This is a genomic window from Streptomyces sp. NPDC058198 (assembly GCF_042882605.1).
Lineage (GTDB): Bacteria > Actinomycetota > Actinomycetes > Streptomycetales > Streptomycetaceae > Streptomyces.
In genome coordinates this window covers 1,352,323-1,369,958 of the sequence record NZ_JBHVVP010000001.1, presented here as the reverse complement: position 1 = coordinate 1,369,958, position 17,636 = coordinate 1,352,323, and the positions used below count along the sequence as shown (strand labels likewise).

Genomic DNA, 17,636 nt, shown 5'->3' with positions numbered 1-17,636 from the left:
GGAAGGCAATGCACAGGAGTACAGCGCTCGAGAAGGGTGGTCCGCGGTGAAGCTCACCAAGAAGACACACGCCTGCGTCCGGCTGGAGAGGGACGGGCGCACGCTCGTCATCGACCCGGGCACCTTCAGTGAGGAGGACGCCGCGGTCGGCGCGGACGCCATCCTTGTCACGCACGAGCACATGGACCACTTCGACGAGGGCCGGCTGCGGGCCGGTCTGGAGGCTAACCCGGCGGCCGAGCTGTGGACGCTGCGCAGCGTCGCCGAGCAGGTCTCCGCGGCCTTCCCCGGCCGGGTCCACACGGTCGGTCACGGCGACACCTTCTCCGCGGCCGGTTTCGACGTCCAGGTGCACGGCGAGCTGCATGCCGTGATCCACCCGGAGATCCCGCGGATCACCAATGTCGGCTATCTCGTGGACGGCTCGCTCTTCCACCCGGGTGACGCGCTGACGGTCCCGGACCATCCGGTCGAGACGCTGATGCTGCCGGTGCAGGCGCCGTGGAACAAGATCTCCGAGGTGATCGACTACGTACGCGAGGTCAAGCCGCGGCGTGCCTTCGACATCCACGACGCGCTGCTCGCGGATCTGGCCCGCCCCGTCTACGACGCCCAGATCGGCTCCCTGGGCGGCGCCGACCACGGCAGGCTCGCCCCGGGCGAGTCCACCGAGGTGTGACAGGCGCGGGGTATGACCGGCGCGGGTGCGATCAGGCCCGGGGTGTGACAGGCCCGGGGTGTGACAGGCGCGGAGTGCGGTCAGGCCCGAGCCGTGACCGGCCCGCCGCATGCCGTCGGCCGGTGACTGTCAGACCCCGCCGATAGGCTGTTCCGCATGCGCATCGCGACCTGGAACGTCAATTCGATCACCGCTCGGCTGCCCCGTCTGCTGGCCTGGCTGGAGAGCAGCGGCACGGACGTGCTGTGCGTCCAGGAGACCAAGTGCAGTGAGGAGCAGTTCCCGGCCGACCAGCTGCGTGAGCTGGGCTACGAGTCCGCGGTCCACGCCACCGGCAGGTGGAACGGAGTGGCGCTGGTCTCCCGGGCCGGCCTGGAGGACGTCGTCAAGGGCCTTCCCGGCGGCCCGGAGTACGAGGGCGTGCGGGAGCCGCGGGCGATCTCCGCGACCTGCGGCCCGGTCCGCCTCTGGTCGGTCTATGTGCCCAACGGCCGGGAGGTCGGCCATGACCACTACGCGTACAAGCTGCGCTGGCTGGAGGCGCTGCGCGACGCGGTCGCCGAGGACGCGGCGGGCCCGCGTCCCTTCGCCGTCCTCGGGGACTTCAATGTCGCCCCGGCCGACGAGGACGTCTGGGACGTGTCGCTCTTCGAGGGGGCCACGCACGTCACCCCGGCGGAGCGCGCCGCGCTCGCCGCGCTGCGCGCGGAGGGGCTCTCCGACCTGCTGCCCCGCCCGCTCAAGTACGACCGCCCGTACACCTACTGGGACTACCGCGAGCTGGGCTTCCCCAAGAACAAGGGCATGCGCATCGACCTGGTCTACGGCAACGCCGCCTTCGCCGGCGCGGTCAAGGACAGCTATGTCGACCGCGAGGAGCGCAAGGGCAAGGGCGCTTCCGACCACGCCCCGGTCGTGGTCGATCTCGACATCTGAGACGGCTCTGAGCCCCGGCCTCCGGTTCCCGGCCTGCGGGCGTCCCCCGCGCGCCCTATGGTGCCCCGGCAGGGGGAGTGGGAGGCTGAGTGGTATGAACATCCCTTTCTTGGACAACTGGCGCAAGCGGAACGGCGGCGATCAGGGGACATCGCTCGCCGACGCCGTCGGCGGCGAGCCGGAGGGCGTGGCCGAGCTGCTCTCCGAATGCGAGCTGCTGCGTGTCCGGGCAGGGCAGGACGGTCTCCAACTGGACGACTCCCCGGCCTCGTTGGAGGCGCTCGACCAGCTGCCGCCGCGCTGGCGCGACGATCCGGAGGAGCTGCCCTGGCTGGGCAATGACGCGGGCCTGTATCTGGGCACCGTCATCGTCCGTACGGTGCCGGGCGCGGCCTGGCACATCTGGCCGGGCGGGCATCCCGTGGTGCGCCTCGTCTCCGGACGGGAGATCCAGGTGGTCGAGGCCGGTCTCGACTGGGCGGCCACCGGAGCGCCCGAACTGTCCCAGGTGTACGCGGAGGCGGCCGAGGCCTGACGGCGGATCCGGCCGAGGCGGCCACGGCCTGACGGGGGAGGCCCGACGCCACCCCGCGCCGCCGTCCGGCGCCGTGGCCCCGAACACCCCTCGCAGTAAATACGGCTTATGCCTCATACGTCGTGTCGAGCGCGAAGTCCCTTGTCCGGCTGGATAGTTTGCGCTGACCTCGACACAGCCGAGAGTGGGTGGGGCACCATATGGCCGTCGATCCGTTGATCGAGCTGCGGGACGTCAATAAGTACTACGGGCAGCTGCATGTCCTCCAGGACATCGATCTCACGGTCGCCCGCGGAGAAGTGGTCGTGGTCATCGGCCCGTCAGGCTCGGGCAAGTCGACGCTCTGCCGGGCCATGAACCGGCTGGAGACGATCGAGTCGGGCCGTATCACCATCGAGGGGAAGCCCCTTCCGGAAGAGGGCCGCGGACTCGCCCGGCTCCGGGCCGAAGTGGGCATGGTCTTCCAGTCGTTCAATCTCTTCGCGCACCGGACCGTGCTGGACAATGTCTCCCTCGCGCAGATCAAGGTCCGTAAGCGCAAGCGGGACGACGCCGACCGGCGCTCCCGGGAACTGCTCGACCGCGTGGGACTCGCCTCGCAGGCCGACAAGTTCCCCGCCCAGCTCTCCGGCGGCCAGCAGCAGCGCGTCGCCATCGCCCGCGCGCTCGCCATGGACCCGAAAGCCCTTCTCTTCGACGAGCCGACCTCGGCGCTCGACCCGGAGATGATCAACGAGGTGCTGGAAGTCATGCGGCAGCTCGCCCGCGAGGGCATGACCATGGTCGTCGTCACGCACGAGATGGGCTTCGCGCGCTCCGCCGCGAACCGGGTGGTCTTCATGGCCGACGGCCGCATCGTCGAGGACCGCACCCCGGAGGACTTCTTCACCGCCCCGGAGAGCGACCGGGCCAAGGACTTCCTCTCCAAGATCCTCAAGCACTGAGGGGGTGCGGTCCATGAAGCGTGCAACCTCCGCCGGCCGCGTGCCGTACCGCGGCAGAACCCTTACGGCGCTGGTCCTCGTCCTGCTCGCCGTCGGCTGCGGAAAGCCGGGCAGCCCGCCCGTGAAGGGCCCGCGGCCCGACGCGCTGCCCCACTACCAGGTGGACAAGAGCTTCCGGCTGCCCGGCTCGGTCACCTGGGCCAGGGCCGAGCGGCGCGGGTATCTGGTCGTCGGTGCCAAGGAGGACCAGCCGTACATGGGGGAGAAGGACCCCGCCACGGGCGTCTACTCCGGCTTCGACATCGAGATCGCCAGGATGATGTCGGCGTTCCTCGGCTTCGAGCCGAAGACCATCCGCTTCCGCACGATCGCCTCGGCCAACCGCGAAACCGCCCTGCAGAACGGGCAGGTCGACTTCTACGTCGGCACCTACACCATCAACGACAACCGCAAGAAGCTCGTCGGCTTCGCCGGCCCGTACTATCTGGGCGGCCAGTCCCTTCTCGTACGGGCCACCGAGACGGACATCCACGGGCCGCGGGACCTTGACGGCAAGCGCGTCTGCTCGGCCGCCGGCTCCACCTCGTACCAGCGGATGCAGCACGACTACCCGCGCGTCGAACTCGTCGGCTACGACACGTACTCCGTCTGCGTGGACAATCTGCTGACCTTCCAGGTCGCCGCCGTCACCACCGACGACACCATCCTCCAGGGGTACGCGGCCAAGGTGCCCGATGAACTCAAGGTGGTCGGCGAGCCCTTCTCGAAGGAGCCGTACGGCATCGGGGTCCACCGGAGCGACAACGCCCTGCGGTTCGCCCTCGACGACGCCATCGCGGCCAACGAGAAGAACGGCAACTGGCAGAAGGCGTACGACGCGACGCTCGGCCTCTCCAGCCGCAAGGCCACTCCGCCCCCGCCCATCGACCGCTACCCGGCGAGCTGAGGCCCGCGCCATGGACGTACTCACCCAGAACTTCTCCGTCTACGGGCAGGGCTTCCTCGGCACGGTCGAGCTGACGGTCTACGCCTCACTGCTCGCGCTGGCGCTCGGCTTCGTCATGGCCTCGTTCCGGGTCTCGCCCGTCCGCTCCCTGCGGGCCCTGGGCACCGTATGGGTCACCGTGCTGCGCAACACCCCGCTGACACTGCTCTTCTTCGCGGTCGTGCTCGGCCTGCCGCGCTTCGGGCTGGTGCTCCCCTTCCAGCTCTTCGCGGTCCTCGCGCTCGGCTGCTACACCTCCGCGTTCATCTGCGAGGTGCTGCGCTCGGGCATCAACACCGTGCCCACGGGCCAGGGCGAGGCGGCCCGCAGCCTCGGGATGAGCTTCGGCCAGACCCTGGGCACGGTCGTCCTGCCCCAGGCGTTCCGCACGGTCATCCCCCCGATCGGCTCCACCCTGATCGCCCTCGCCAAGAACTCGGCCATCGCGGGGGCGTTCAGCGTCACCGAGCTGCTCGGCACCTACAAGATCCTCAGCGAGATGGGCTTCGACATCATCTGGATCTTCATCTGGATCGCCGTCGGCTACTTGATCATCACGCTGTCGATCAGCGCGCTCTTCCATGTCCTGGAGAAGCGCTGGGGAGTCGCCCGATGAGCCAACCGACCGCCCTGTACGACCTGCCGGGGCCCAGGACCCGCCGGCGGCACCGCCTCTACGGTGTCGTGTCGACGGCCGTGATCGTCGCGCTGGCCGGCTGGGTGCTCCATCTGCTCTTCGACACCCACCAGTTCACGGCCACCAAGTGGGCGCCCTTCACGTACCAGGGCATCCAGGAGCTGCTGCTGCGCGGCCTCGGCAACACCTTGCGGGCCTTCGGGTACGCGGCGGCGCTCTCGCTCGCGCTCGGCGCGGTCCTCGCCGCAGGCAGGCTCTCGGACCACCGGGCGGTCCGGCTGCCGGCCACGGTGCTGGTGGAGTTCTTCCGGGCGATGCCCGTGCTGGTGATGATCTTCTTCATCTTCGTGGCGCTCAAGGTGCAGGCGCTGCCCGCCCTGGTGGCCGGACTGACGCTCTACAACGGCTCCGTGCTCGCCGAGGTGTTCCGTACCGGAGTCAACTCGGTGGAGCCCGGCCAGCGGGAGGCAGCGTACGCGCTGGGCATGCGCAAGACGCAGGTCATGACGTACGTACTGGCGCCGCAGGCGGTCCGCGCCATGCTGCCCACGATCATCAGCCAGTTGGTGGTCGCCCTGAAGGACACCTCACTCGGCTATCTGATCACGTATGAGGAGTTTCTCCACGCGGGCAAGCTCATCGCCTCGAATCTCGACTACGATTTGCCGTTCATCCCTGTGGTGATGGTGATTTCGCCGATCTACATCGGGATGTGCATGCTGCTCTCCTGGTTCGCCAACTGGATGGCCAGGCGTCAGCGGCGCAATCCGAGAACAGAGGCCGTGGGCGTCGCCCCGGCCGATCCAGGGACGCTGCTGCCGCGCGGGCAGTAGCTCAGGGGCAATGGTCCGCCCGGCGGCAGCCGGAGATCACCTCTCGTGCGGCGGTACCGACGGATACGACAGGTCGGCCGCCGACGGGGAGAAGGTCAGCTGCGCGCCGGTCGGGCTGTGCTCGACGGGGAGCGGGTCGCCGGCGCGGGACGTGGTCAGTCCTTCGCCCGGTGGGACGTGCGGGCGGCGGGGACGGGCTCCATCGCCGCCCGGGTCACATCGGCGACCAGCTCCACCACATCGGGTCCGTACGCCTGCGAGTTGACCACCTTCAGCAGCAGACAGAACGAGCCGCCGTGCTTACGGGCCAGCTTCTCGTGGTGGCGGGCCAGATAGCGCGAGGCCGCCTGGCTGGTGATGGCCCGCTGCCCGCAGAAGAGGAAGACCGGTCTCGACTCCTGTCCGGCGGTCAGCCGCGCCAGCAGGACGTACTCGGCAGCGCCCGGTTCGAGCCGGTAGCGCTCGGAGCCGATCTGGAAGGCACCGCGGTCCGGGCCCGGCTCGGCGTCCGTATTGATCACGACGCCGGGCAGCAGCGAGTGGAGATGGGCGGCCATCCGGCGGTTGGCGGCCGGGCCGCCGACGCAGAACTCCGTACGCTCCCCGAAGCCCTGCCGCGCGGTGTCGTGCTGGACTATCTGGGCGTGCGCGCCGCAGTCCTTGATCAGGGCGGCCAGCTCCAGCAGGGCGAAGACGTCGTAGCGCTGGACCGCGTCGCCGCCCGCCTCGCGATTGACGACCAGCAGACATTCGGAGTGGCCGGGCAGCCCGAAGAACGCCTGCTTCCTGCGGAGCTTGCGCCGCCAGAGGTACGTACGGGCGAGCCAGCCCAGGGCGGCGCCGATACCCGCGGCGACCACGCCGAGCACGATGTTGCGTATGTCGTCATTCATGGGCGGGCATCGTAGCGGTGGCGCCCCGGTCGCGTCGCGGGCCACTTCGTGGACAATGCGAGGAAGGACCGGTGTTCGAGACGATCCTGGCGGGGCAGGTGCGGTGAAGCTACGCTGCGCGGACTGTTTTCCACTGGAGGTACGGATGGGTCGCCCCGCTGCTCGGAATGTGTCGGCCGTGGTCGTTGCCGCGGCCATGCTCTCGGTCGGGGCCGCCGCGCCGCCCCTGGTGTCGCACGCGGCTCCGCCGGCGAAGGCGCCGGTGAAGACGCCGGTGGCGACGGGGTACGGAGGCGCGGTCGCGAGCGTCGACGCGGACGCCTCGGCCGCCGGGATCGAGGTGCTCAAGGACGGTGGCAACGCCGTGGACGCCGCTGTGGCCACCGCCGCCGCGCTCGGCGTCACCGAGCCGTACTCCGCGGGCATCGGCGGTGGCGGCTACTTCGTCTACTACGACGCCAAGTCCCGTACGGTGCACACCGTCGACGGCCGCGAGACCGCGCCGAAGTCCGCGGACAGCTCGCTCTTCCTGGAGGACGGCAAGCCGCTCCCGTTCGCGGACGCGGTGACCAGCGGCCTCAGCGTCGGTACGCCGGGAACCCCCGCGACCTGGGACACCGCCCTGGACGCCTGGGGCAGCCGGTCCCTGGGCCGGCTGCTGAAGCCCGCCGAGCGGCTGGCGAAGCAGGGCTTCACCGTCGACGACACCTTCCGCACCCAGACGCAGTCCAACCAGGCGCGGTTCGCGGACTTCCCGGCCAGCGCCGAACTCTTCCTGCCCGGCGGCGAGCTGCCGGTCGTCGGATCGGTCTTCAAGAACGCCGATCTGGCGCGTACGTACGAGGAGTTGGGGCGCAAGGGAACCCGCGCGCTCTACCAGGGCGAGCTGGCCCGCGACATCGTCCGTACGGTACGCAAGCCTCCCGTCGACCCGGACGCGAGCCGGGTCGTCCGGCCCGGTGATCTGACCACCGGGGACCTGGCCGCGTACCGCACGAAGCGCCAGGCGCCCACGAAGGTCTCCTACCGCGGCCTCGATGTGTACGGCATGGCGCCGTCGTCGTCGGGCGGCACCAGCGTCGGCGAGGCCCTCAACATCCTGGAGGGCACGGACCTTTCGCGGGCCACCCAGGCGCAGTACCTGCACCGCTTCATCGAGGCGAGCCGTATAGCCTTCGCCGACCGGGGCCGCTGGCTCGGTGACCCGGCCTTCGAGGACGTACCGACGAAGGGCCTGCTCTCGCAGCGCTTCGCGGACTCGCGCGGCTGCCTGATCAAGGACGACGCGGTCCTCAAGAGCCCGCTCGCGCCCGGTGACCCGAGCGATCCCACGCCGTGCGCGACCGGCGGCACCGCCGCGCCGACGACGTTCGAGGGCGAGAACACCACGCACCTCACGGCGGCCGACAAGTGGGGCAATGTGGTCGCCTACACGCTGACCATCGAGTCCACGGGCGGCAGTGCGATCACCGTGCCGGGACGGGGCTTCCTGCTCAACAACGAGCTGACGGACTTCTCCTTCGCCCCGGCGAACCCGGCGGTCCACGACCCGAACCTGCCGGGCCCCGGCAAGCGGCCGCGCTCCTCCATCTCCCCGACGATCGTGCTGGATTCGCACGACCGGCCGGTGCTCGCGGTCGGCTCGCCGGGCGGCTCGACCATCATCACGACGGTGCTTCAGACGCTGACGGGCCGGCTCGACCGCGGGCTGCCGCTGGTCGAGGCCATCGCGGCGCCCCGGGCCAGCCAGCGCAACACGGCGGCGACGGAGCTCGAACCCGGCCTGTGGAACAGCCCGGTGCGCCAGGAGCTGGAGGCGCTCGGGCACACCTTCACCCAGAACCCGGAGATCGGCGCGGCGACCGGTGTGCAGCGGCTGCCGGACGGCCGCTGGGTGGCCGCGGCGGAGAAGGTCCGCAGGGGCGGCGGCTCGGCGATGGTGGTGCGTCCGGCCGGCAAGTAGCAGAGCCGACGGCGTACGTCTTCCGGGTCCTGTCCGGCCGGTTCCCCCGGTCCGGACAGGGCCCGGAGCCGTGTCCGGATGGCCGCAGCGTCGCGGCCGCGTCAGAGCAGCGTCAGGATCCGCAGACCCGCGCGCTCGTGCCCGTCCGAGGCCGGGAGATATTCATCTGGCGGGAGTTGCTGATCCACGCCGCGCGTCCCGGGAACCGCGTAGTCTCCCGTCCGTGACGACCTTGGACGAAATCGGCCGCAGCCGCTATGTCAGCTTCACCACCTTCCGCAAGGACGGTACGGGTGTCGCCACCCCCGTCTGGCATGCCGTGGAGGGGGGCGAGCTTTTCATCTGGACCAAAACCGACACCTGGAAGGTCAAGCGGCTCCGCAACAACAGCCGCGTCCTCGTGGCGGCTTGCGACATACGCGGGCGGATTCCCGAGGGGGCGCCGACCCTGGAGGGCACCGCGCGGCTGCTCGACGAGCCCGCGACGGACGCCGTGCGCAAGCTGCTGTCCCGCAAATACACCTGGCAGCTCTGGGCGGTCTACTGGCCGGCGAGGATCGCCCGGCGCGGCAAGCGTCCGCAGACCGGCATCGCCGTCACCTTCTGATCCGGTGGCCGGGTGAGTGCCGCACCCTCCCGGAAAACCGCGCGTAGCCGTCCCGTAACACGACTGAGGTCGAATGCCTGCGGACCGGAGGGCTTTCTCCGGCACGGCAGGGCAGGGACGGGGCAGCGATGGCGGTGCATCAACTCCCGGCGGAGATAGAGTCGTTCGCCCGCTATTTGCGGGATCTGACGTCGCTCCTCGACCCGGACGGCGGCTGGTACGGAGTCTTCCTCCACCGTGACCCCGAGGGCCTGCGCGCCTGCTTCGACGGGGCCGAGATCCCGCCCTGGGATGTCGTGGACGCACTGCTCCAGGACTTCGCGGCGGGCCGCGACGAGCAGGCGGTGGCGGGCGAGACCCTGCGGGCGAGACGACTGCACGCGGCGTCCGCGGCCGTGCACGACCGGCGGCCCGGCGGGAGCGAGGCGCTGTCGGAGCGGTTGCGGCTGATGCTGCGCGAGCAGATGCACGCGGCGGGCCGCGCCGAGGAGTTGCTCCGGCTGCTCCGTACGACCCCGGAAGGCTCGCCCGAGGCGGAACAGCTCAGCCACGACCTGGCCTGGATCCGCGACGACCACGCGCGCGCGTCCGCGCGCTGCGCCGAACTCCGCGCCAGGCTCTCGTCCTTGGCCACCCCGGGCCGCGCCACCACCGCCGCGCGTCCGCTGGCCCCGGAAGGCTGGTTCCGCGCGCAGGACCCGCAGCCGGAGGAACCCTCGGTCTTCGGCAGCGGACCGCGAAGGACCGGGCAGCGGGACCGCGACGACGGGGCGGCGGACGCGTACGGCGCCGGTTCCGGCGCGGCGCCCCGCCACCGGGATCCTGACGGGCCCTCCGCCCCCGGCGCCCCGCAATGGGCGGACCGGGGCCGGCCCGACGACGGACCGGCCGCCCAGGACCGTGACGAACCGGCGGCCCAGGACCGTGACGAACCGGCGGCCGGTCCGCGGGAGAAGAAGCCCGCGCCCCGGCGCAAGCCGCGCGGCGCCCGGTTCGCCGGGCTCGACGTCGAAGATTCCGACGAGGACGTGCCCGCGCCCGTGCTGCCCGTGCCTTCTCCCACCGCTTCCGCCACGCCGCGCGGCGCCCGCTTCGGCGGAGCGCCCGCCGCGCCCGCCCAGGAGGTGGCGCCCACGCACTCGCCGGAGGACCGGCGGGCCGCCGCCGAAACGGTCGACGCGCTGATCCGGCTGCGCGCCGACGGGCGCAGCGGCGAGGCGCATGTCGTGCTCTGCGAGGCGGCGGGGAGGCCCCCCGAGCAGCTGCCCCTGCTCGCCGCCGAGCTGCACCGCGCCGGGCTCGGTGCCGACTGGGCCGAGCTTCTGTGGGAGGCGGCCTTCCTGCCGCCCGCGCAGCTCGCCGCGGCGGCCGGGGCGCTCGCCGTGGCCGGCAGGGACGACGACTGCGGACAGCTGCTGCGACAGGGTGTCTCCCGGCCCGCCGAGGAGATCACCGACGCCGTACTCGCGCTCGGCGAGGCCGGCCGCGCTCATGAGGCGCAGGCCCTGCTGAGCGCCTTCGTGCAGGTCCGTACGCCCCAGGACGCGGCGCTCGTCGCCGCGCCCGACCCGCGCCGCCTCGTCCCGCAGCTGCTCGACGCGGCGCGCGCCGTCTCGACGGCCCGCGAGCGCGACCTCGTCCACGCCCTGCGCGTGGCGGGAATCCCGGGCCCCTGAGGCCGGCCGTCTGATCGTTCTTGATGAGAGTCGCACGTTGTCGACCGCTCGGGTGTGAAACTTGATCGACTCTGCGGGTTAACGACGATGGTCTTGCCCCCGTGTGTGACGGGGCTTACGTTCTCCTCCAACGCATCGTATCTACGTGCGTAGAAGTTCATCGTCGCCCCCGCCGAAGGAGCAGCTCGTGGCCGGAGTCGTACGCGCCGCACTCGTACAGGCGACCTGGACCGGTGATACCGAGTCCATGATCGCCAAGCATGAGGAGCACGCCCGCGAGGCGGCCAGGCAAGGCGCGCAGATCATCGGGTTCCAGGAAGTGTTCAACGCGCCCTACTTCTGCCAGGTGCAGGAGCCGGAGCACTACCGGTGGGCCGAGCCCGTGCCGGACGGCCCCACCGTCAGCAGAATGCAGGATCTCGCCCGGGAGACCGGGATGGTGATCGTGGTCCCGGTCTTCGAGGTCGAGCAGTCCGGGTTCTACTACAACACCGCCGCCGTGATCGACGCCGACGGTTCGTATCTCGGCAAGTACCGCAAGCACCACATTCCGCAGGTCAAGGGCTTCTGGGAGAAGTACTACTTCAAGCCGGGGAACGCCGGCTGGCCTGTCTTCGACACCGCCGTGGGCCGGGTCGGGGTCTACATCTGCTACGACCGCCACTTCCCCGAGGGCTGGCGCCAGCTCGGGCTGAACGGCGCCCAGCTGGTCTACAACCCCTCCGCCACCTCCCGCGGTCTGTCCGGCTACCTGTGGCAGCTGGAACAGCCTGCCGCCGCCGTCGCCAACGAGTACTTCATCGCCGCGATCAACCGCGTCGGCCAGGAGGAGTACGGCGACAACGACTTCTACGGGACGAGCTACTTCGTCGACCCGCGCGGCCAGTTCGTCGGCGAGACCGCCAGCGACAAGGTGGAGGAACTGCTCGTACGCGACCTGGACTTCGGCGTGATCGACGAGGTGCGGCAGCAGTGGGCGTTCTACCGGGACCGCCGCCCCGACGCGTACGAGGGGCTGGTGCAGCCGTGACCCATCTGGCCGCGACCGATCTGTACGGCCGTCACCGCGCCGTCCTCCCCGACTGGCTGGCGCTCTACTACGACCGGCCGATCGAGATCACCCACGGCGAGGGCCGCCATGTCTGGGACGCGGAGGGCAACCGCTATCTGGACTTCTTCGGCGGCATCCTCACCACCATGACCGCCCATGCCCTGCCCGAGGTCACCAAGGCGGTGAGCGAGCAGGCCGGGCGGATCATCCACTCCTCCACGCTCTATCTCAACCGCCCGATGGTGGACTTCGCCGAGCGGATCGCCACCCTGTCCGGCATCCCGGACGCCCGGGTCTTCTTCACCACCTCGGGCACCGAGGCCAATGACACGGCGCTGCTGCTGGCGACCGCGTACCGCGGGTCGAACCAGATCCTGGCGATGCGCAACAGCTACCACGGCCGGTCCTTCTCCACGGTCTCGATCACCGGCAACCGCAGCTGGTCGCCGACCGGTCTCTCGCCGCTCCAGACGCTGTACGTACACGGCGGCGTCCGCACCCGCGGACCGTACGCCGGCCTCACCGACGCGCAGTTCATCGAGGCGTGCGTCGCCGATCTGGAGGATCTGCTCGGCCACACCCGCGCGCCCGCCGCGCTGATCGCGGAGCCGGTCCAGGGCGTCGGCGGCTTCACCGCCCCGCCGGACGGGCTGTACGCCGCGTTCCGTGAGGTCCTCGACCGGCACGGCATCCTGTGGATCAGCGACGAGGTGCAGACCGGCTGGGGCCGTACCGGCGAACACTTCTGGGGCTGGCAGGCGCACGCCGGGAACGGCCCGCCCGACATCCTCACCTTCGCCAAGGGCATCGGGAACGGCATGTCCATCGGCGGGGTCGTCGCCCGCGCCGACATCATGAACTGCCTTGACGCCAACTCCATTTCCACCTTCGGCGGCAGTCCCGTCACGATGGCGGCCGGTCTCGCCAACCTCTCGTACCTGCTGGAGCACGACCTCCAGGGCAACGCCCGCCGGGTCGGCGGACTGCTGACCGAGCGGCTGCGGGCGATCGGCGCCGGCATCGACTCCGTACGCGAAGTGCGCGGCCGGGGGCTGATGATCGGCATCGAGCTGGTGAAGCCGGGCACGGACGAGGCGGCGCCCGCGACGGCGTCCGCCGTGCTGGAAGCGGCGCGCGAGGGCGGACTGCTGATCGGCAAGGGCGGCGGCCACAACACCAGCGTGCTGCGGATCGCCCCGCCGCTCTCCCTGACCGTCGCCGAGGCGGAAGAAGGCGCCGCGATCCTCGAACGGGCCCTGCGCAGCGCCTAGTGCCCCTCCCGGAAAGGTTTGCCCCGTCGCGACGCCCAGCACGCACGCTCGCCGCGTTGGCCAAAGACCCGAGTAGCTCCGCTACAAGGGCCTCCGGCCGCCTTGCGATCGCACGCACCGGACGCCGCTCCGATGGGCAAACATTTCCGGTCGCGGCACTAGCTACCGCCGCAGCCCAGTCGACCTCGCTGCTCCGTAGCCCCCGTGGCTCAGCAGCCGACCGTATGAAAGGGAACGCCACCCACCCATGAGCACCCGCACCCTGATCCGCGGCGGACTCGTCATCACCGCCGCCGACGAGACCCATGCCGATGTCCTGATAGAGGACAGCCGGATCGTCGCCCTCGCCGCGCACGGCTCCGACGTGGCCGGGGGCTGGACCGCCGACCGTACGATCGACGCCACCGGCAAATACGTCATCCCGGGCGGAGTCGACGCCCACACCCATATGGAGATGCCGTTCGGCGGCACCTTCGCCGCCGACACCTTCGAGACCGGCACCCGGGCCGCCGCCTGGGGCGGCACCACCACCATCGTGGACTTCGCCATCCAGTCGCCGGGACAGGCGCTGCGCGAGGGGCTGGACGCCTGGTACGCGAAGGCCGACGGCGTCTGCGCGATCGACTACGCCTTCCACATGATCATGGCCGACGTCAATGAGAGCTCCCTCAAGGAGATGGACCTCCTCGTCCAGGAGGGCATCACCTCGTTCAAGCTCTTCATGGCCTACCCCGGGGTCTTCTACAGCGACGACGGCCAGATCCTGCGGGCCATGCAGCGTGCCTCGAACAACGGCGGGCTGATCATGATGCACGCCGAGAACGGCATCGCGATCGATGTCCTCGTCGAACAGGCCCTGGCGGCCGGCCGTACCGACCCGCGCTACCACGGGGAGGTACGGAAGACCCTGCTGGAGGCCGAGGCCACCCACCGGGCGATCCAGCTCGCGCGGGTCGCCGACGCGCCGCTGTACGTCGTGCATGTCTCGGCCGAGGAAGCCGTCGCCGAGCTGGCGGCCGCCCGCGACAAGGGACTGCCCGTCTTCGGCGAGACCTGCCCGCAGTACCTCTTCCTCTCCACCGACAACCTCGCCGAGCCGGACTTCGAGGGCGCCAAGTACGTCTGCTCCACCCCGCTGCGGCCGAAGGAGCACCAGGCCGCCCTGTGGCGCGGACTGCGCACCGACGATCTCCAGGTGGTCTCCACCGACCACTGCCCGTTCTGCTTCACCGGGCAGAAGGAGATGGGCCGCGGGGACTTCTCCAAGATCCCCAACGGGATGCCGGGGGTGGAGAACCGGATGGACCTGCTTCATCAGGCGGTGGTCGACGGGCACATCACCCGCCGCCGCTGGATCGACATCGCCTGCGCCGCCCCGGCCAGGATGTTCGGCCTCTATCCGCGCAAGGGCACCATCGCGCCGGGCGCCGACGCCGATGTCGTCATCTACGACCCGCACACCGAACAGACCGTCTCCGCCGAGACGCACCACATGGACGTCGACTACTCCGCGTACGAGGGCAAGCGGATCACCGGACGGGTGGAGACGGTGCTGTCCCGCGGTGAACTCGTCATCGACGGGCGGACGTTCACCGGCCGGGCGGGACACGGGCAGTACACCCCCCGCTCGACCTGTCAGTACCTCACCTAGGACATAGGAGCGACCAGGCCATGGACTTCGGACTCGTCCTCCAGACCGACCCGCCGGCCTCGGCGGTCGTCGGACTCATGCGGCGCGCGGAACGCAACGGCTTCCGGTACGGCTGGACCTTCGACTCGGCCGTGCTCTGGCAGGAGCCCTTCGTCATCTACAGCCGCATTCTGGAGCACACCACCAAACTGACCGTGGGGCCCATGGTCACCAACCCGGGCACCAGGACCTGGGAGGTGACCGCCTCCACCTTCGCCACCCTGAACGAGATGTACGGCAACCGCACCGTGTGCGGCATCGGGCGCGGCGACTCGGCGATGCGGGTCGCTGGCCGTAAGCCCAACACCCTGGCCCGGCTGGGCGAGGCGATCGATGTCATCCGCGACCTGGGGGAGGGCCGCGAGGCGGTCGTCGACGGGCAGTCGCTGCGGCTGCCCTGGGTGCGGGACGGAAAACTGCCCGTGTGGATGGCGGCGTACGGCCCCAAGGCGCTGGCGATGGCGGGCGAGAAGGCCGACGGCTTCATCCTCCAGCTCGCGGACCCGTTCCTCACCGAGTGGATGATCAAGGCGGTCCGTACGGCGGCGTCGGACGCCGGGCGCGACCCGGACTCCGTCACGATCTGCGTCGCGGCCCCCGCCTACGTGAGCGACGATCTCGCGCACGCGCGGGAGCAGTGCCGGTGGTTCGGCGGGATGGTCGGCAACCATGTGGCCGACCTGGTGTCCCGGTACGGGGAGGACTCGGGGCTGGTGCCCGACGCCCTGACCGACTACATCAAGCGGCGCGAGGGGTACGACTACAGCCATCACGGCCGGGCGGGCAATCCGTCCACGGACTTCGTGCCCGACGAGATCGTGGACCGGTTCTGTCTGCTGGGCCCGGTCGAGGCGCACATCGAGAAGCTGACGGCGCTGCGTGACCTGGGCGTCGACCAGTTCGCCGTCTACAACATGCACGACGCGAAGGAAGCGACGATCGACGCGTACGGCGCCGAGATCATCCCCGCGCTCCAGAGCTGACGCCGCACCCGTCCCCGCACCCGTCCCTGTCCCCGTCCCCGTCCCCGCACCCGTCCCTGTCCCCGTCCCCGCACCCGTCCCCCGTCCGAGCGGCCGCATCCCCGCACGGCCCCGTTCGACGTCCCCGACCGCCGCCCTCGAACGAAGGGTCAGCCGCCATGACCGCGACCGTACCGCCCGTCCCCTCCGGCGGGCCGATAGCCGATCCCCAGGGCCGCGTCGAACTGCCGCCCGGCGCGGTGCCGGACGACAGCCGCTTCGTCAACGACGACCTGCTGCCCGTCCCGGTCGCCCGCCGCCGCTGGACGACGTACAACTTCGCCGCGCTCTGGGTCGGCATGGCGCACAACATTCCGTCCTGGCTGCTGGCCTCCGGTCTCGTCACGCTGGGCATGGACTGGAAGCAGGCGGTCTTCACGATCGCGCTGGCCAATCTGATCGTGCTGTTCCCGATGCTGCTGACCGGGCACGCGGGGCCGAAGTACGGCATTCCGTTCCCCGTACTCGCCCGCGCCTCCTTCGGCCTGCGCGGCGCCAATCTGCCGGCGCTGATCAGGGCGGCGGTCGCCTGCGCCTGGTTCGGGATCCAGACCTGGATCGGCGGACAGGGCATCTTCGTCCTGCTCGGCAAGATCTTCGGCGGCTGGGCGGAGGCGTCGAAGATCGGCGGTCAGCCGTGGACCCTCTGGGTCTGCTTCGTCCTCTTCTGGGCGCTCGAACTCGCCATCATCTACCGGGGGATGGACACCCTGCGGCGCTTCGAGAACTGGGCGGCGCCGTTCGTCATCGTCGGCGCGCTGGTGCTGCTCGTCTGGATCACCGTCAAGGCGGGCGGTCTCGGGCCGCTGCTCGACCAGCCGTCCCAGCTCGGCTGGGGCGCGGACTTCTGGCCGGTCTTCTTCCCGTCCCTGATGGGGATGATCGCCTTCTGGTCCACGCTGTCCCTGAACATTCCCGACTTCACCCGCTTCGGCGCGGGCCAACGCGCCCAGATCTGGGGCCAGTCGCTCGGCCTGCCGACGACGATGACGCTCTTCGCGCTGCTGTCGGTGTTCGTCACCTCCGGATCGCAGGCGGTGTACGGAGCCGCCGTCTGGGATCCGGTCGCGCTCGCCGCCAAGACCGACAATGTCTTCGGGCTGCTCTTCGCGCTGGTGACCGTACTGATCGCGACGATCTCGGTGAACATCGCCGCCAACGTCGTCTCGCCCGCGTACGACCTCGCCAATCTCGCGCCCAAGATCATCAACTTCCGTACCGGCGCGCTCATCACGGGTGTGGTCGGAGTCGTGATCATGCCGTGGAAGCTCACCGCGACCCCTGAGCTGTACATCTTCACCTGGCTCGGTCTGGTGGGCGGGCTGCTCGGTACGGTCGCGGGCATCCTGATCGCGGACTACTGGATCATCCGGCGCACCGTCCTCGACCTCGGCGACCTCTACCGCCCCGGCGGCCGCTACTGGTACAGGAACGGCTGGAATCCACGGGCGGTGATCGCCTTCGTCGTCGGCGGTCTGCTGGCCGTGGGCGGATCGCACTCGGCGCCGGGCACGGGCCCGTTCCCCGAGGACGGGCTGATCCCCTTCCTGAAGCCGCTCGCGGACTACGGCTGGGCGGTCGGCCTCGCGGCTTCGCTGGTGCTGTACGTCGCCCTGACCCGCTCGGCCCGTCCGGCGGCCGGAGCCGGCGGCCCTTCGGCGGTCTGAGCGGAGCGGCGCGAGCCGGCCGCTCGCGCCGCTCCGCGGCACCGTCTCGGCCGACGGCCGCACCGTCACCATCCAGGTCCGCCGCGACGCGAAGTTCAGCGACGGCGATCGGCCGCTACTGCCGCTAAACGCGTGGACGGGGTGCGTGGCGGCCGACTAATCTGCGCACGTGTCCAGTCCCGAGGCCGCAAGACTCTAGCCACCGGTCGTCCGGTGGCTGCTTGTGATGTCGCGTAGAAGAAGCTCC

The 17,636-nt window shown here is 70.5% G+C and carries 16 protein-coding genes; 15 read left to right on the top strand and 1 reads right to left on the bottom strand.

From position 1 onward, the window contains the following. The first annotated feature begins 46 nt into the window (after window positions 1–46). The 7 genes from ACFVWW_RS06115 to ACFVWW_RS06085 all read left to right on the top strand — a co-directional run bounded on the left by ACFVWW_RS06115 (window position 47) and on the right by ACFVWW_RS06085 (window position 5,549). Complete coding sequence (locus ACFVWW_RS06115; RefSeq protein WP_384181226.1) at window positions 47–679, top strand: MBL fold metallo-hydrolase; 633 nt, start codon at window positions 47–49, stop codon at window positions 677–679. A gap of 156 nt (window positions 680–835) precedes the next feature. Continuing rightward, complete coding sequence (locus ACFVWW_RS06110) at window positions 836–1,615, top strand: exodeoxyribonuclease III (protein ID WP_384335330.1); 780 nt, start codon at window positions 836–838, stop codon at window positions 1,613–1,615. A 94-nt stretch (window positions 1,616–1,709) separates the two neighbouring features. After that, a complete protein-coding gene (locus tag ACFVWW_RS06105) occupies window positions 1,710–2,150 on the top strand; it encodes a DUF6278 family protein (protein ID WP_384181230.1) in 441 nt (146 codons plus the stop codon). 200 nt (window positions 2,151–2,350) lie between these two features. Further along, window positions 2,351–3,094, top strand: a complete 744-nt coding sequence (locus tag ACFVWW_RS06100) for an amino acid ABC transporter ATP-binding protein (RefSeq protein ID WP_384181232.1) — start codon at window positions 2,351–2,353, stop codon at window positions 3,092–3,094. 13 nt (window positions 3,095–3,107) lie between these two features. Next, entirely contained in the window at window positions 3,108–4,040 is a 933-nt protein-coding gene (locus ACFVWW_RS06095; protein ID WP_386876194.1) for a glutamate ABC transporter substrate-binding protein, read from the top strand. A 10-nt stretch (window positions 4,041–4,050) separates the two neighbouring features. After that, the gene (locus ACFVWW_RS06090) at window positions 4,051–4,695 is read left to right on the top strand and encodes an amino acid ABC transporter permease (protein ID WP_384181235.1); all 645 of its coding nucleotides are present in this window, start codon (window positions 4,051–4,053) and stop codon (window positions 4,693–4,695) included. Next, the gene (locus ACFVWW_RS06085) at window positions 4,692–5,549 is read left to right on the top strand and encodes an amino acid ABC transporter permease (RefSeq protein ID WP_384335327.1); all 858 of its coding nucleotides are present in this window, start codon (window positions 4,692–4,694) and stop codon (window positions 5,547–5,549) included. The genes ACFVWW_RS06090 and ACFVWW_RS06085 overlap by 4 nt, the downstream gene beginning before the upstream one ends. Window positions 5,550–5,704: 155 nt before the next feature. Here ACFVWW_RS06085 and ACFVWW_RS06080 read toward each other — a convergent pair whose 3' ends face one another. Next, window positions 5,705–6,442 (bottom strand): hypothetical protein, encoded by a 738-nt coding sequence (locus tag ACFVWW_RS06080; protein WP_384181240.1) that lies wholly within the window; start codon window positions 6,440–6,442, stop codon window positions 5,705–5,707. A 145-nt stretch (window positions 6,443–6,587) separates the two neighbouring features. On the opposite strand from ACFVWW_RS06080, the gene ggt reads away from it, so the two are divergent. The 8 genes from ggt (at window position 6,588) to ACFVWW_RS06040 (ending at window position 17,389) form a co-directional block, all read left to right on the top strand. Continuing rightward, the gene (gene ggt, locus ACFVWW_RS06075; protein ID WP_386876191.1) at window positions 6,588–8,405 is read left to right on the top strand and encodes a gamma-glutamyltransferase; all 1,818 of its coding nucleotides are present in this window, start codon (window positions 6,588–6,590) and stop codon (window positions 8,403–8,405) included. 223 nt (window positions 8,406–8,628) lie between these two features. Beyond that, on the top strand, window positions 8,629–9,012 hold the full coding sequence (locus ACFVWW_RS06070; protein WP_384181244.1) for a PPOX class F420-dependent oxidoreductase: 384 nt from the start codon (window positions 8,629–8,631) through the stop codon (window positions 9,010–9,012). Window positions 9,013–9,140: 128 nt separating this feature from the next. Next, window positions 9,141–10,688: a hypothetical protein gene (locus tag ACFVWW_RS06065; protein WP_386876189.1), complete on the top strand. Its 1,548-nt coding sequence runs from the start codon at window positions 9,141–9,143 to the stop codon at window positions 10,686–10,688. A 187-nt stretch (window positions 10,689–10,875) separates the two neighbouring features. Beyond that, on the top strand, window positions 10,876–11,718 hold the full coding sequence (locus ACFVWW_RS06060) for a nitrilase-related carbon-nitrogen hydrolase (RefSeq protein ID WP_384181248.1): 843 nt from the start codon (window positions 10,876–10,878) through the stop codon (window positions 11,716–11,718). 5 nt (window positions 11,719–11,723) lie between these two features. Then, on the top strand, window positions 11,724–13,010 hold the full coding sequence (locus ACFVWW_RS06055) for an aspartate aminotransferase family protein (RefSeq protein ID WP_384181478.1): 1,287 nt from the start codon (window positions 11,724–11,726) through the stop codon (window positions 13,008–13,010). Between the two features lie 247 nt (window positions 13,011–13,257). Beyond that, a complete protein-coding gene (gene hydA / locus ACFVWW_RS06050; RefSeq protein ID WP_384181250.1) occupies window positions 13,258–14,661 on the top strand; it encodes a dihydropyrimidinase in 1,404 nt (467 codons plus the stop codon). Window positions 14,662–14,681: 20 nt separating this feature from the next. Then, a complete protein-coding gene (locus tag ACFVWW_RS06045; RefSeq protein WP_384181252.1) occupies window positions 14,682–15,683 on the top strand; it encodes a TIGR03842 family LLM class F420-dependent oxidoreductase in 1,002 nt (333 codons plus the stop codon). A gap of 158 nt (window positions 15,684–15,841) precedes the next feature. Continuing rightward, entirely contained in the window at window positions 15,842–17,389 is a 1,548-nt protein-coding gene (locus ACFVWW_RS06040; RefSeq protein WP_384181254.1) for an NCS1 family nucleobase:cation symporter-1, read from the top strand. Window positions 17,390–17,636: the final 247 nt, after the last annotated feature.

What these genes read in the sequence shown, in the direction of transcription:
- ACFVWW_RS06100 (WP_384181232.1), top strand. Translation starts at nt 2,351, where the DNA reads ATGGCCGTCGATCCGTTGATCGAGCTGCGGGACGTCAATAAGTACTAC.
- ACFVWW_RS06080 (WP_384181240.1), bottom strand. Translation starts at nt 6,442, where the DNA reads ATGAATGACGACATACGCAACATCGTGCTCGGCGTGGTCGCCGCGGGT.
- ACFVWW_RS06110 (WP_384335330.1), top strand. Translation starts at nt 836, where the DNA reads ATGCGCATCGCGACCTGGAACGTCAATTCGATCACCGCTCGGCTGCCC.
- ACFVWW_RS06095 (WP_386876194.1), top strand. Translation starts at nt 3,108, where the DNA reads ATGAAGCGTGCAACCTCCGCCGGCCGCGTGCCGTACCGCGGCAGAACC.
- ACFVWW_RS06040 (WP_384181254.1), top strand. Translation starts at nt 15,842, where the DNA reads ATGACCGCGACCGTACCGCCCGTCCCCTCCGGCGGGCCGATAGCCGAT.
- ACFVWW_RS06105 (WP_384181230.1), top strand. Translation starts at nt 1,710, where the DNA reads ATGAACATCCCTTTCTTGGACAACTGGCGCAAGCGGAACGGCGGCGAT.
- hydA (WP_384181250.1), top strand. Translation starts at nt 13,258, where the DNA reads ATGAGCACCCGCACCCTGATCCGCGGCGGACTCGTCATCACCGCCGCC.
- ACFVWW_RS06085 (WP_384335327.1), top strand. Translation starts at nt 4,692, where the DNA reads ATGAGCCAACCGACCGCCCTGTACGACCTGCCGGGGCCCAGGACCCGC.
- ACFVWW_RS06090 (WP_384181235.1), top strand. Translation starts at nt 4,051, where the DNA reads ATGGACGTACTCACCCAGAACTTCTCCGTCTACGGGCAGGGCTTCCTC.
- ggt (WP_386876191.1), top strand. Translation starts at nt 6,588, where the DNA reads ATGGGTCGCCCCGCTGCTCGGAATGTGTCGGCCGTGGTCGTTGCCGCG.
- ACFVWW_RS06065 (WP_386876189.1), top strand. Translation starts at nt 9,141, where the DNA reads ATGGCGGTGCATCAACTCCCGGCGGAGATAGAGTCGTTCGCCCGCTAT.
- ACFVWW_RS06045 (WP_384181252.1), top strand. Translation starts at nt 14,682, where the DNA reads ATGGACTTCGGACTCGTCCTCCAGACCGACCCGCCGGCCTCGGCGGTC.